At 60.4% G+C, this 13,597-nt stretch carries 11 protein-coding genes and 1 tRNA gene; 3 read left to right on the top strand and 9 right to left on the bottom strand.

The features are described 5' to 3' along the window. The first annotated feature begins 39 nt into the window (after positions 1–39). Positions 40–231: a DUF2188 domain-containing protein gene (locus tag HU749_RS16255; RefSeq protein WP_095962613.1), complete on the top strand. Its 192-nt coding sequence runs from the start codon at positions 40–42 to the stop codon at positions 229–231. A gap of 141 nt (positions 232–372) precedes the next feature. On the opposite strand, the gene HU749_RS16250 is transcribed toward HU749_RS16255, so the two are convergent. The 3 genes from HU749_RS16250 to HU749_RS16240 form a co-directional block, all read right to left on the bottom strand. Beyond that, positions 373–2,169: a DAHL domain-containing sensor histidine kinase gene (locus tag HU749_RS16250; RefSeq protein WP_095962614.1), complete on the bottom strand. Its 1,797-nt coding sequence runs from the start codon at positions 2,167–2,169 to the stop codon at positions 373–375. Positions 2,170–2,433: 264 nt separating this feature from the next. Continuing rightward, on the bottom strand, positions 2,434–3,288 hold the full coding sequence (locus HU749_RS16245) for an SPFH domain-containing protein (RefSeq protein ID WP_018601987.1): 855 nt from the start codon (positions 3,286–3,288) through the stop codon (positions 2,434–2,436). Between the two features lie 124 nt (positions 3,289–3,412). Continuing rightward, a tRNA-Ser gene (locus tag HU749_RS16240) sits at positions 3,413–3,500 on the bottom strand. A 124-nt stretch (positions 3,501–3,624) separates the two neighbouring features. On the opposite strand from HU749_RS16240, the gene HU749_RS16235 reads away from it, so the two are divergent. Then, entirely contained in the window at positions 3,625–4,296 is a 672-nt protein-coding gene (locus HU749_RS16235) for a Bax inhibitor-1/YccA family protein (RefSeq protein ID WP_079303295.1), read from the top strand. A 290-nt stretch (positions 4,297–4,586) separates the two neighbouring features. On the opposite strand, the gene HU749_RS16230 is transcribed toward HU749_RS16235, so the two are convergent. Further along, on the bottom strand, positions 4,587–5,024 hold the full coding sequence (locus tag HU749_RS16230; protein WP_003202176.1) for an Lrp/AsnC family transcriptional regulator: 438 nt from the start codon (positions 5,022–5,024) through the stop codon (positions 4,587–4,589). A gap of 133 nt (positions 5,025–5,157) precedes the next feature. Here HU749_RS16230 and HU749_RS16225 point away from each other — a divergent pair, with 133 nt between their 5' ends. Then, positions 5,158–6,051, top strand: coding sequence for a DMT family transporter (locus HU749_RS16225; protein WP_079303296.1), 894 nt, complete (start codon positions 5,158–5,160; stop codon positions 6,049–6,051). An 18-nt stretch (positions 6,052–6,069) separates the two neighbouring features. On the opposite strand, the gene HU749_RS16220 is transcribed toward HU749_RS16225, so the two are convergent. From HU749_RS16220 to HU749_RS16200, 5 genes are all read right to left on the bottom strand, one after another. Continuing rightward, on the bottom strand, positions 6,070–7,695 hold the full coding sequence (locus HU749_RS16220) for an NADP-dependent glyceraldehyde-3-phosphate dehydrogenase (RefSeq protein ID WP_046064299.1): 1,626 nt from the start codon (positions 7,693–7,695) through the stop codon (positions 6,070–6,072). Positions 7,696–7,958: 263 nt separating this feature from the next. Then, complete coding sequence (locus HU749_RS16215; RefSeq protein ID WP_186650196.1) at positions 7,959–8,876, bottom strand: autotransporter domain-containing protein; 918 nt, start codon at positions 8,874–8,876, stop codon at positions 7,959–7,961. Positions 8,877–9,170: 294 nt separating this feature from the next. Further along, positions 9,171–11,594 carry an autotransporter family protein gene (locus HU749_RS16210; protein ID WP_095962616.1) on the bottom strand — a complete coding sequence of 808 codons (2,424 nt, stop codon included), beginning with the start codon at positions 11,592–11,594 and terminating at the stop codon, positions 9,171–9,173. A gap of 179 nt (positions 11,595–11,773) precedes the next feature. Continuing rightward, positions 11,774–12,538 (bottom strand): endonuclease/exonuclease/phosphatase family protein, encoded by a 765-nt coding sequence (locus HU749_RS16205; RefSeq protein ID WP_046064302.1) that lies wholly within the window; start codon positions 12,536–12,538, stop codon positions 11,774–11,776. A 253-nt stretch (positions 12,539–12,791) separates the two neighbouring features. Next, entirely contained in the window at positions 12,792–13,556 is a 765-nt protein-coding gene (locus tag HU749_RS16200; RefSeq protein WP_046064303.1) for a PIG-L deacetylase family protein, read from the bottom strand. Positions 13,557–13,597 lie beyond the last annotated feature (41 nt).

Genomic DNA, 13,597 nt, shown 5'->3' with positions numbered 1-13,597 from the left:
GGTAAGCCGTGCACCCTTGGTTAAAGTCGGAGGTGACTGATGAGTACTGCGATGCTGACGAAAATGCAGATCAACGGTTATGACGTGCTCAGCGTAAACAGCGGCCCATGGAGGGTCTGTACCCAGGCTGACCGGCTGGGCTCCTTTGCTTCCCGTGAGGAAGCGCTGGCCTATGCCGCCGCATTGCCGACCCGTAGAAGCCGTAGCGGCCGGCCTGTGAACACGAAATAGGTGGATGTTCACCGATACTGTTTAGTCGACAAACCCGTGGCGAGGGAGCTTGCTCCCGCTTGAGTGCGAAGCGCTCACAAAAAAGGGCTGCTGCGCAGCCCAGCGGGAGCAAGCTCCCTCGCCACAGGGCCTCCGACAGAGTCAGGCGCGCGCCAACTCCAGCGGTATCTCCAGGGTAAACAGGGCGCCTTGCCCTGGTCCGTCGCTATGGACATGGAGGCGGCCATTCATTTCAACTGCCGCCAGGGCGCAGCTGTGCAAGCCAAACCCATGGCCGTCCTTGCGGGTCGTGAAACCGTGATTGAAGATGCGGGCCAGGTTCTCCGGGGAAATACCTTCGCCTCGGTCCTTGACGCTGACGCATAGCGTCGTTTCGTCGAGGATGCGAATCCCCAGGGTCATTTCCCGTGGGTGCTCACTGATGTGCGACATCGCGAACTTGGCGTTGCTGATCAGGTTGATCAGGATCAACAGCAACCTGTGCTTGTCCCCCATGATCGCCGGAACGTCCTGATATTCCTTGATGACGGTGACGTGATGCCGACTGAGCGCGCCCGAGTTCATGCGTAGCGCATCTTCGAACAGATCGCTGACATTGAGCGGCTCGATCAGCCTGGCGGCCCCCGCATAGGTTTGTTGGGTGGTGACGATTTCCTTGATGTGATCGATGCTCTTGGTCAACTGCGCCAATTCATCGATAAGCAGTTTCTGTTCGGCGGCGATGGAGTCGACCAGCTCGTTGAAATAACGCGGCAGCAACCGGCCTTTTTCATCATGGGTGATGAACTGACCAAGATCCTCGGCATGTTCATTCATCATATTGACCGCCTTGGTGAGCCCGAGCGTCTTGCTGGTCCTTAACTTGCGGGTCACAAGCTCGGCTGAAATGTTCACGCTGTTGAGCACATTCCCGACGTTGTGCAACACATTCGTGGCGATCTCTGCCATGCCTGCCATTCGGGCCGCATCCACCAGTTCGCGTTCGGCCTCCATCAACTCACGGGTGCGTTCCTGCACGCGCTCTTCGAGGCGTTCATTGGACGTTTGCAGTGCCTGGTTGATCTGATTGATCATGGCGTAACTGCGAACCAGGCGCACCGCCAGGTAGATCATCAACAGCGCCATCAAGCTGGCACACACGGCCAGGTAGATATGGTATTGACGGTCGGTTGCGGCGGTCCTGCGTTGTGTCTCGTTCAACAGCTCATTGATGCTGTCCAGCTCCTGGGCAACCGGAATGACGCTGATGCGATCAAGCAGGTCATTGACGACAGGTTGTTCCTGGACAATGGTCTTGACGTGCTGGGTCAGGGTCATGAAAGGGGCCTGATAGGCCGCGGGCAATTGGTCGATGTAGGGTTCCAGCTCAGTTAACTTGCCTTGCGCTTCCCGGGCTTTGTCCGAGGTGACATCAAGTGCGAACTCCAGTGTTGTCAGGGTCAATTCAAGCACATTGGACGCCGCGGTCAGGCGCTCCATGGGGCTTTCGATGCTCATCTCCTTGAGCAGTGTCTGAATCTGGTCTTCGACCTGCGGCAGCGCGTCCAGGGACGTGCGCAGATTGGCGTTGTGCTGTTCGAATTGCTCTACCAGCGAGGTCTTGTTCTTGACGGCGTCCACATAGCCCTTGCGCCTGGAGGCCCAAAGCGCCGCCAAGGGGCCGGAGTTGTTGAGTCGCTCCAACTGCTGCCAGCGGCTGTCCGCCTCCGCTGGCGGCGTCAGTGACAGGTTGTGGTTGACGCCGATCTTTTTCCTCAGGATCTTGCCGTTCCAGTTCGCGTCGGCCTGCTTGAGTTGGCGGATGAAGTCGCGAGATTCGAAGTAGGTCGATGAGTCGTACGTGTAGGACTTGATTAAAAAGAATATCAGTGCGGAAAAGACAACAAGCGCGATGGCCAACAGGGCGGGCCATTTATATTTTTTGATAATCGTGGTCACGCTATTCTCCTGTTCAGGGCGCTTATCGAAGGAGTCGGTGAGTTCCCGAGGGGGGAGAGGCGCTCAAGGCGTGAGCCGAAGGAGGAAAAAGGTAATCGTCGTACGGATGGTCGTGTCGGTTTGCTTTTGCCTGGGTGCACGTTGAGCTCCCTGCTAACGATGAACGTCGGGTTCATAGTTGAGTGTAGCGCTAACGAGAGGGGGCTTGCTGCGGAGGCGCTCCGGGACGGAGCAGGCGCGGCCGGGCAGGCCGCGCCTGTAGTGTTACTTGATGTCGATGAAGGGCAGGGCGCCGTTCGGCAGTACGGTGGTTGGCAATACACCATTCCAGCGCTCGGCCTTGGTCAGCTCCACCAGGTTCTGGTTGCTGGCCAGGGCCTGGGCCCGCGCCTTGATGGCTTCGGCTTCGGCTTTGCCGCGCAACTCTGTAGCCAACGCGTCTGCCTTGGCCTGTGCCACTTGCGAATCGGCTTCCGCCTGGGCCTGGGTTACGCGAATCTGCGCTTGCACCTGTTCGGTGGCGAGCTGCTGTTCACGGGTCTTGACCTGGACTTCCGCGGCCATGCGCGCTTCGATGGCCTTCTCGTAGGCGTCACTGAAGTCGATGTTCTCGACCTGGACGCTGTCGATGATCACCGGCCCGGTAATGGTGGCCTTGATGGCCGTGGAAATATCGTTGACCAGTTGGACGCGGTTCTGCACGGCAGCCACGGCGTTGAACTTGCCAAAGACGTTTTCCACCTGGGTAGGCACCTGGCGGCTGATCATCCGGTCGCGGATGCCTTCAAGGTCCTTGAACTGGGTATAGACCTTCGCGACATCGGAAGGCGCGATGTGCCAGGACACGGACACCTTGAGCTCGGCGGACTGTTGGTCCTTGCTGTAGGCCTGGAGGTCTTCATAAGCCGTCACTTGGCTCTGGACGCTGATCAGGCGTACCGACTCGATGAACGGCATCTTGAAGGACAGTCCCGGTTCAACCACCCCGACCAGCGCCCCGTTGCGCAGCAGCACGCCGCGCTCGGTTTCGTCGACGGTGTACCAACTGCCAAAGAATACGCATAACAAGAGGATGCCCGCGATTGCAGCAACGATGGAACCGATGGTTTTACTGGTCACTTTTCTTTCCTTGAGTGGCTGGGGAGGGTTTGCCATAGCGGTGTCCAATGTTGAAGCTGCAATCGGCATTCTGAATGACAGACACGAAAAAGCCCTGAATAATCAGGGCTTTAACGTTAGAAGATGGCGGAGGCGATGGGATTCGAACTCATGGACCTGTTACAGTCGACGGTTTTCAAGACCGTTGCCTTAAACCACTCGGCCACACCTCCGTATTGCGTTGCGGGCGCCATAATACCCGAATGAAACACACTGTCAAACTCTCTACGTAGCTTGTTACAGAGCGTCTGTTATGATCCTTGCCACTGAATGTTTCAAAACCGGAGGAGTGTCGCCATGCGCGAACAGGATTACGCAGTGAACAACAGCGTGCAGGCTGAGCAGCTAGAGGTTAGCCGCGTCCTGCGCAACACTTATGGCTTGCTGGCACTCACACTCGCTTTCAGCGGTGTGATGGCCTACGTCGCACAACAGATGCGGGTGGGTTACCCGAACATCTTCGTCGTGCTGATCGGTTTCTACGGCCTTTTCTTCCTCACCAACAAACTCCGTGATTCGGCCTGGGGCCTGGTGTCGGCTTTCGCCCTGACTGGTTTCATGGGCTTTTTGCTCGGCCCGATCCTCAATCGCTACCTGCAGATGCAGGGCGGTGCCGAAGTGGTCAGTTCGGCCTTCGCAATGACTGCGCTGGTATTTGGTGGCCTGTCGGCCTACGTGCTGATTTCCCGCAAGGACATGAGTTTCCTGGGTGGTTTCATCACCGCAGGTTTCTTCGTCTTGCTGGGGGCGACGCTGGCCAGCTTCTTCTTCCAGATCAGCGGCCTGCAACTGGCGATCAGCGCCGGCTTCGTGCTGTTCTCGTCGGTCTGCATCCTGTACCAGACCAGCGCCATCATCCACGGCGGCGAGCGTAACTACATCATGGCCACTGTCAGCCTGTATGTATCGATCTACAACTTGTTCGTCAGCCTGCTGCAACTGTTCGGCCTGATGAGTCGTGACGACTGATAGCATTTGTGATGAGTGACAAGCCCGCTTCGGCTTGATGCTGTTCAGATAGGAAAAACGGCGCTTCTTTCAGAAATGGGAAGCGCCGTTTTTTTTGGTTTTTTTTCAGATGGGTAGGTGTGTATCCGTGTTACTGGGCGCCCAGATCAAAGCCAAAGCAAAAACAGGACACATCCCAGCATCTATTTAGCCTGAACCACCGCTATCGCGAGCACAGTCAACATCTTCGTTGACCGTGACATCGCCTTCGCGAGCAAGCTCGCTTCCACAGGGCAGACGCAGGCAGATTCCTACGCCATCGGTGGCAAGCGCCGCTTGACGGGCGTCTTCTTGACGATGGCCGTATTGGTCTCGGCATGGACATTGAGCTTGTCCAGCAAGGTATCCAGCTGTTCCATCGAGCGCACGTGCAGGCGGGCGATGAAGCAGTCGTCGCCGGTCACCTTGTCGCATTCGGTGAATTCAGCGATGGCCTGGATCTGCCGTTCCACCTCCTGCAATTGCCCCGGCAGCGGGCGGATACGCACGATGGCCTGGAGTTGATAGCCGAAACACTTGGGGTCCACTTCGACGGTATAGCCCCTGAGCACACCACGTTCTTCGAGCCGGCGAAGACGTTCGGCGACACTGGGGGAGGATAGGCCACTGAGGTTTGCCAGGGCCTTGAGGGAGCGTCGGGAGTCTTCCATCAGGGCACTGATGAGGATCTGGTCAATATCGTCAGTCATTTCAGCTCCATTAGGTGAATGCGTGAAGTTGCCTTGATAAAAAAGGTCGAATTGCAGTTTAGCCTTTTTCAAACCATGGAGAAGGCCCTGGTCGGCTCGGCATACTGTGCCCACTTGCTGAAGGAGCCTTAAGATGGACAAGACCTTACGCCGCGGTTCGCTGGAAATGACCGCCGCCATGCTGATCTCCGGAACCATTGGTTGGTTCGTGCTGGTTTCCGGCCTGCCGGTGCTGGATGTGGTGTTCTGGCGCTGTGTGTTCGGTGCCGCGACCTTGCTGCTGATCTGCGCCGGTTTCGGCTTTTTGCGCCCTGGCATCCTCACCCGTACCACCTTCCTCCTGGCGGTCCTCAGCGGTGTAGCGATCGTCGGTAACTGGGTACTGTTGTTTGCCTCTTATTCCCGCGCCTCGATTGCCATCGGCACGGCGGTGTACAACGTCCAGCCGTTCATGTTGGTGGGGCTGGCGGCGTTGTTCCTGGGGGAAAAAATCACCGCGCAGAAGCTGTTCTGGCTGGCGGTGTCGTTTCTCGGAATGCTGGCCATCGTCAGTGCCCATGGTGAGCAAGGGCAGGGTGGTGGCGACTATCTGTTGGGCATCGCCCTGGCGCTGGGCGCCGCGTTGCTGTACGCCATCGCGGCCTTGATCATCAAGCGCCTGACCGGCACGCCGCCTCATCTGATCGCGCTGATCCAGGTCAGCACCGGCGTGTTGCTGTTGGCGCCCTGGGCGAACTTCTCGGCGTTGCCGCAACACGCCCAGGCCTGGGCCAGCCTGTTGACCCTGGGTGTGATGCACACCGGCGTGATGTACGTGTTGCTGTACAGCGCTATACAACGGTTGCCGACCGCGTTGACCGGGGCGCTGTCGTTCATCTATCCGATCGCGGCGATTTTCGTCGACTGGTTCGCCTTCGGCCATCGCCTTGAGCCGCTGCAATGGCTGGGCGTGGCGGCGATCCTGCTGGCGGCTGCCGGCATGCAACAGGGCTGGGGCATCAAGTCGCGGCGCCCAGCCCTGTCGTAGCCCACGTTCGGGCGTGGATCAGAAGATGTAGTCAGTGGTCAGGAAGTTGGAATCCCGCTCACGGATAATGTCGCTGATCAACGCCTTGTTGCTCTCCTGGAACTTGGTCGCCACCAGCGTGCGGATGGAAAAGGTGCGCAGCGCATCGTGGACCGACAAGGTGCCCTCGGCCGAATTCTTCCGGCCATTGAACGGGAACGTGTCCGGGCCACGCTGGCACTGGGCGTTGATGTTGATGCGGCCGACCTGGTTGGCGAAGATGTCCACCAGCTTGCCGACTTGTGCCGGGTTGGTGCCGAAAATGCTGAGCTGCTGGCCGAAGTCGGACTCCAGTACGTAATCGATTACGGTATTGAGGTCGCGGTACGGCACGATGGGCACGACCGGGCCGAACTGTTCCTCATGGTAGACCCGCATCGCGGTGTTCACCGGGTACAGCACCGCCGGGTAGAAGAACGAGCTGCGTGATTCGCCGCCATGGGCATTCTTCACTTCTGCACCCTTGGCGAGCGCATCGGCGACCAGCGAATGCAAGTAATCGACCTTGCTCGCTTCGGGCAATGGCGTCAGCGCCACACCGTCCTCCCAGGGCATGCCGGGTTTCAGGCTGGCGAGCCTGGCGTTGAACTTCTCGATGAACGCCGGCGCCACATCTTCATGGACAAACAGGATTTTCAGCGCCGTGCAGCGCTGGCCGTTGAATGACAGCGAGCCGGTCAGCGCCTCGTTGACCGCGTTGTCCAGGTCGACGTCCGGCAGCACCAGCCCGGGGTTCTTCGCATCCAGCCCCAGGGCGGCACGCAAACGGTGTGGCCGCGGGTGAAGCTTCTTCAGGTCACTGGCCGCTTTATTGGTGCCGATAAAGGCGAAGATGTCGATCTTGCCGCTGGCCATCAGCGCGCTGACAGTCTCGCGGCCGCTGCCGTAGATCACGTTGATCACGCCTGCCGGGAAGCTGTCGCGGAAGGCTTCAAGCAACGGCCGCACCAGCAGGACGCCGAGCTTGGCCGGTTTGAACACCACGGTGTTGCCCATGATCAAGGCCGGGATCAGCGTGGTGAAGGTTTCGTTCAGCGGGTAGTTGTAGGGGCCCATGCACAAGGCCACGCCCAGCGGCACGCGGCGGATCTGCCCGAGGGTGTCCTGTTCCAGCTCGAAACGGCTGGAGCGGCGGTCCAGCTCCTTGAGGGCGTTGATGGTGTCGACGATGTAGTCGCAGGTGCGGTCGAATTCCTTCTGGGAATCCTTGAGGTTCTTGCCAATCTCCCACATCAGCAACTTGACCACGGCCTCGCGTTGCTCGCGCATGCGCGCCAGGAAGGTTTCCACGTGGCGGATGCGCTCGGCGACGCGCATCGTCGGCCACTGACCCTGGCCGCGATCGTAAGCCCGCACGGCAGCGTCCAGGGCGGTGAGGGCGGTTTCGGCGTCCAGCAGCGGTGTGCTGCCGAGAATCACTTGCTCATCGCCCAGCTCACCCGTCAGGTAAACGGGGCTGCGGACGACGGCCAGTGGCCCTTGCCAGGTTTCCAGGACGCCGTCGACGAGGTATTCGCGCTGTTCGATCCGGCCTTCGAGGCGGTAGGCCTGCGGGATGTCGGCGGCGCCGGGAAACAGGTTGGCGAGGAAGGGGGCTGTGGTCATGTCGTTACTCCATCAATGAAATGAGCCAGGGGCAGACGGCTTGCAGGTATAAATCGCTTTTAGCGTTATACGCCTTAATGGAGGTGTTTTTTAAGTGGCGGCAGATTGCTTGCGCCGGGCTTATGTAGGCGCTGTGTAGGAGCTGACGAGTGCAACGAGGCTGCGATCTTTCCCCAGACACTTGAGTCCCAAGCGAAAGATCAAAAGATCGCAGCCTTCGGCAGCTCCTACACACGCGGGGACTATCGACTACAGAGTCGGCATTACCAGCGCATCCGCACCCCCATGCTGGTAATGATGCCGTTGAGGTCGTTGTCGTCGACGTCACTGCTGTAATCGGCACTGACATACAGGCTTACCGCCGGCGTGACACGGGCCACCAGGCCCAGGCCGACTTCGACGGTGGAGGACTTTCGGCTGCTGCTGATCTTGTCGACCTTATCCAGGGACAAGGTATCGGCGCTCTGGACCGTATGCCACAGGTTGGTTCGCACATAGGGCTCCATGCCGAGACCGTTGACTTGGTAATTGCCTTTGAGTCGTGCGCCGACGCGGCCGCTCCAGCTGCTCAGTTCATTGCTGGTACCGCTCTCGGCAGTCGGTGTGTCGAGGGTGATACGTTGGTTGATCAACTGCGCCTGGGGTTCGACGACCCAGTGGGTCCCGATGCCAATCGGAAAGCCGCCCTCGACCGACAGCGTCACGGCATTGCCTTCGCTGGCCTGGCGCTGGCCTTGTTCGGTGCGGCTGTAGCCATTGACCCGGCCGCCGCTGGCGCTCAGGTCCACGTGCCAGCCGGCGGGGCCGGTCAGGCTCCAATACGCGCCGAGGCTCGAGCCTGTCAGGTTCAGGGCATCTTTGCCCGGTTCGGCCATCGCAGGCGTTACCAGCAGGCCACTTCCCGTTGAAATGATCTGGTTTTGCCCGCTGATCAGGCCCACGCGCTGGGTATGGCCGCTGTCGTTGCGCAATGTGAACAGGGCGGGGCTCTTGCCGGAGGCGGGGTCACTGCCGATCAATGCGGTATTGAGGTTGTCGGACTGTGCTCGGCCATACCAGGGCTGCACTGTCTCCTCGGCAGGCCAGGCCTGTACCTCCATGGAGGAAAGCAGCAACAACGAAGTGGAGAGGGTGTGGAGGGTGGTGGTGGAGATATCTTGCGGGCGGAGGGAAGTTTTCATGGGGGCCTGCCTTGCAATCGCATGCGTTTCTCGCTTTTTGGCGTCTCTCCTACCCCGAATGAGGGGCGACCGAATGGATTGAGGCAAGCCTTTGGCGGCCCGTCTTGGCGGGTTCCAGAGGCCTGCCCCTGACTGTATTTCCGGGGGTAGTACGGTGTAGTCAAGAAGACCGATGGCGGTGCGTCAAGAAAATGAACGATGAATGGCAAGATGAAATCAGCGTCAATAAGACGCTGATTTCAATTGGTTATTAAGGCGAGCATTTGGGCGTCAAATCATCGTCGCAGAACCTGCCTACCAGCTGATCCGTACACCGAGATTGCCCGACACACTGCGTTGCTGACGGCTGTCGAGGTTGTTGCTGTAGTCCGCACCGGCGTAGACGCTGACCGCGGGCGCCAGGCTCACGATGACGCCGACACCCAGGTCGCCGGTGGACGCGCGCTGCTGGGTCTCGACCCGCTCAGTGTCGTCGAATGTCACCGTATCGGTGCCGGAAAACGTGTGCCAGAGGTTGGCGCGCAGATACGGTTCCACGGGTATGCCGCTGACCTGATAACGGCCCTTGAGGCGAGCGCCGAGTCGGCCGGTCCAGGCACTGTCGGAATCGAACTCGACCCTTGAGACCCCATCGTCCTGGGTATCCAGGGAGACCTTCTGGTGGATGATCTGCACCTGGGGCTCGAGGACCCAGTCGGCGGCCACCGCGAAGGGGTAACCGGCTTCGGCCGAGAGGGTCAGGGCGTGCCCGCGATTATCGATTTTCAGGCCGCGTTCGGAGCGGTTGTCGCCGTCCAGTCGCGTGCCCATCACCACGGCGTCGACGTAACCGCCAGTGGGATTGGTGAGCGTCCAGTAGAGCCCGTAGCTGTCGCCGTCGAGTTCTATCTTGCCGGCGCGTCGGCCTTCGAAACCCAGGTTGAACCCATCGACGTTACCGTTCAATTCGGTATGGCCGACGAAAAAACCAATGCGCTGGGTCTGTCCACTGGACAGCGGCGAGCTGTACAGGTCATTGCCCACCTGGAAGCCCTTGATCGACCCATCGAACCGCGGCGTCACCGTGCCGGCCCAGGTTTGATCCAGGTCCTTGCCATAGACCCGGCCCCAGCCCGCGCCGAACGCGCCGTTTTCCGTGAGCAGGCGCTGGTCGCCCTGGCGGTCATGGAACGTGCCCAGGGCCATGAGGGTCAGTTGTGCTGCTGCCGGGGGCAATACCGACCAGGTTGGCACTTCCGGCCGGTACAGAGGAATGGGTGCTGCACCGGGTACTGCGGCCGGCAGTACGGGCAACGTCGGGCTGGGCGCCGCTACCGGTCCGGCAACCAAGGTGGAGCGCAGGTACCAGTTGTTTTCATTGCCGGTCGCGCCGCCTCTGAACAGGCGGTAATCGAACGCGCCGGCCGAGACCGCTTGCGCCAGCGAAAAGGCGCCGGTATCACTGACTGCGCCGCCCTGGGCCTGGACCACTTCGATGCCGTCCTGGGTCGTTCGTGCGCCCGTGCCGCCCAGGCTTGTGACCGTGATGGCGGTACTGCCGGTGAGTGTCCCGCCATTGACCACCAGCTTGTCACTGGGGGAGTCGTCGGCGCCGAGTACCGTTTGCAGGTGCAACTGGCCGTTGTTACCGACGTAGTTGCCCTGGACAGTGAGGGTGTCGTTGGTGCGGGTGTTGCCCTGGGTAAGGTCTACGGTGCCGGCGTTGTTGAGCGTCGCCAACTGACCGGCAGTAAAAGGGACAAGGACGCCTTGGGTCGACGTTAGCGTACTGCCGGATTCTATGTTGAGCGTCCCGGTGGCGGTGGCGCTGTCACCCAAGCTCAGGGTGTCGTCAAGGTCCAGTTGCGAGCCTTGGGTGAGGTTGACTGTCTCCCAATTGAGGTAGCGAGCGCCGGTGCTGGAGGTGCTGCCACTGAACGTCAACGCGTCCTGGCCCAATCCACCGTCCACGCTGGGTGTAGTGGCGAGGAGGGTTTCATCGAGGTTGCTCAACAATGCGGTGTCGCTACCGTCGCCCATCAGGACGGCCGAGTGGATAAGGCCGCCGCTCCACTGTAGCTGGTCATCGCCGGCACTGGCCCGGACCTCGCCGATGATTTTGCCACCGCTGACGGTAATGCTGTCATTGCCGCCGCTGACGCTGACATTGCCGCCGATGCGACCTGCGGAGAGAATGATGGTGTCCTGGCCGAAACCGGTCACCAGGTTGCCGATGATCTGTCCGCCCGACATATCGAAAACGTTGTCATCGAGTTTCATGTCGACTCGGCCAATGGTGCCGCCGGTCATCTTCGCGACGTCGCCGTCTTCGAACGCGTCGACGATGGTCCCGCCAGTCATCAAGAACGTATCGAGGCCGTCACCTTGGGCCAGGGACAGGATCCTGCCGCCGTTCATGATGAAGTCGTCCACGCCGGAGCCTTGCTGGACATCACCGTCAATCACGCCGTTGGCATTGATCACGATGCGGTCGACGCCGGTGCCGAACGTGACGTCGCCGCTAATGACACCACTGCCGTTGGCGGGCATGGTCAGGATGTTGTTACCCGAAAGGTCTGTCAGCCCGGGACTGGTGCCGCTGTCGCAGACATAGGTGTCATCGCTTGCGGTTGGTGTCAGCGTGCAAGCCGCCATGGCGGCTGGAACGGGTAACAGGAAGGGGGCTGATACCCACACAGCGTTGAGCAGCCGATTGAATCCTCTATCGTGCCGAATCATGTGCTATCCCTCTGCGTCGGCATCTCGTCAATGCCGGTTTCAGCATCGGTTGCACAACAGATGGCACACAGGGCCTGGCAACGCTCGCTGTATGGGATGGCACCCTAGCAATGAAAAACCAGCGTCGCTACTGTCAGAACTTACAGGTCAGCGCGCAGAAAGAGTCGCAAAGGCCCACCCTACAAATGCACTTCCACCGAAAGTGGCAGGTGGTCGCTCAGGTGCGTCCAGGGTTTGTTGCCCAGGATTTGCGGGGCGTGGCTGCTGGCGTTGCGCAGGTAAATGCGGTCCAGGCGCAACAGCGGGAAGCGGGCCGGATAGGTCCTGGCGGGGCGGCCGTGGTGGTGCTCGAAGGCTTCATGCAGATAGCCACGGCGGGCGAGGGTGAGATTGCCACGCAGTTGCCAGTCGTTGAAGTCGCCGGCGATGATCACCGGGGCGTCCTCGGGCAACGAATCGAGCAGTTGGCAGAGCAGTTTGAGCTGTAGTTGACGATGGCTTTCCAGAAGGCTCAGGTGCACGCAGATCCCGTGGACAGCAGCGTGGCCGGGCACATCCAGCACACAGTGCAACAACCCGCGCCGCTCCGGGCCGGTGATGGACACATCGAGATTGCGGAACTGGCGGATCGGGTATTTGGAGAGCAGGGCGTTGCCATGGTGGCCATCGGGGTAGACCGCATTGCGGCCATAGGCGAAATCGCTCCACATGCTGTCGGCGAGGAATTCGTACTGGGAGGTCTGGGGCCAGTTGTCGTAGCGTGACGCGTGTCGGTCATGTTCGCCCAGCACCTCTTGCAGGAACACCAGATCGGCACCGGTACTGCGCACCGCTTCGCGCAGCTCGGGCAGGATGAAGCGACGGTTGAGGGCGGTGAAACCCTTATGGGTGTTGACCGTCAGGACCCGCAGTCGATGAACCGCCGCAGGCAGGTCCGATGGCATGGGTGCGACGGTCCGCCAATCGGGATCTTGAGTCACGTTCCCTCCTGAATCAGACGTACCTGTTCATGCGACTGACCCAAGGCGCCGACAGTTCCGGGTTTTTCATGTCCTTGCCGGTCGCCATCGCGAGCAAGCTCGCTCCCACAGAGTTCGGTGGCGCACACAGACATTGCATCCCTGCGCAGGCCTACTGTGGGAGCGAGCTTGCTCGCGATAGCGGTGTATCTGAACCACGGCCATCACAGGCAGGTGTTCAGATGAAGACAATCTCATACGGCAGCCCCATCCGATCCAGGATGACCCGGGGCACCAGCGGGGCGATGCCACTCGCCGGTTCGCCGTTGAGTTGACTGACGTAGGCGTACATGGCGTGACGCTTGCGGGCGGTGGTCCAGACGTCGAGGCGCAGTTTGCGGGCCCGGTGCCAGGGGATTTTATTTTGCTCGCGGACCGGCCAGTGCCAGGCCCACACCGGCAGTTCGTTGAACGCCACCCCGATCCTGTCGGCGGCCAGGGCCCCGGCGCGCCCGACGCTGTCGTGGTCGCTGTCGCCATCCTGGCGCCAGGTGCTGAACACCACGTCACCGGGGCGCAGGTGACGTGCAATAAAGTCGGCGAGCTCGGCTTCGTGTTCGGCCAGGGCCTTTTCCGGGAAACCGCCGCGCACCCATTGCAGGCCATGGGTTGCGATGCCCAGGCGATGCAGGGCATCCACGCTTTCCTGGGGGTGAGGACGGTGTGTACGCAGGCGTTCGTCGGTCCACAACGGTGAGCCGGGGTGGGTCAGGGCTCCATCGGTGACCGAGATCAGCAACATGGGCTGGTCCAGGTTGCTCAGCAACTGCAGCAACCCGCCGCAGGCCCCGACCTCATCGCCCGGGTGCGGGGCGAGGATGACCGCACGGGCGCCAGCGGGAATGAGCGTCTGAGTACTGATGATCGGAATATCGGCCAGTTGCGCAGCACTGTTCCATATTTGCGGATGCTGCCGGCCAGGCAAGCGAGAGGCAGGTTTCATAAGAGACGTCCTTGTTTGTATTCAATCTTTCAGCCATGTAC

It is taken from the genome of Pseudomonas ogarae (genome assembly GCF_014268695.2).
GTDB lineage: Bacteria > Pseudomonadota > Gammaproteobacteria > Pseudomonadales > Pseudomonadaceae > Aquipseudomonas > Aquipseudomonas kilonensis.
The sequence above is the reverse complement of the archived record's forward strand: the minus strand, read 5'-3'. Positions and strand labels throughout refer to the sequence as shown.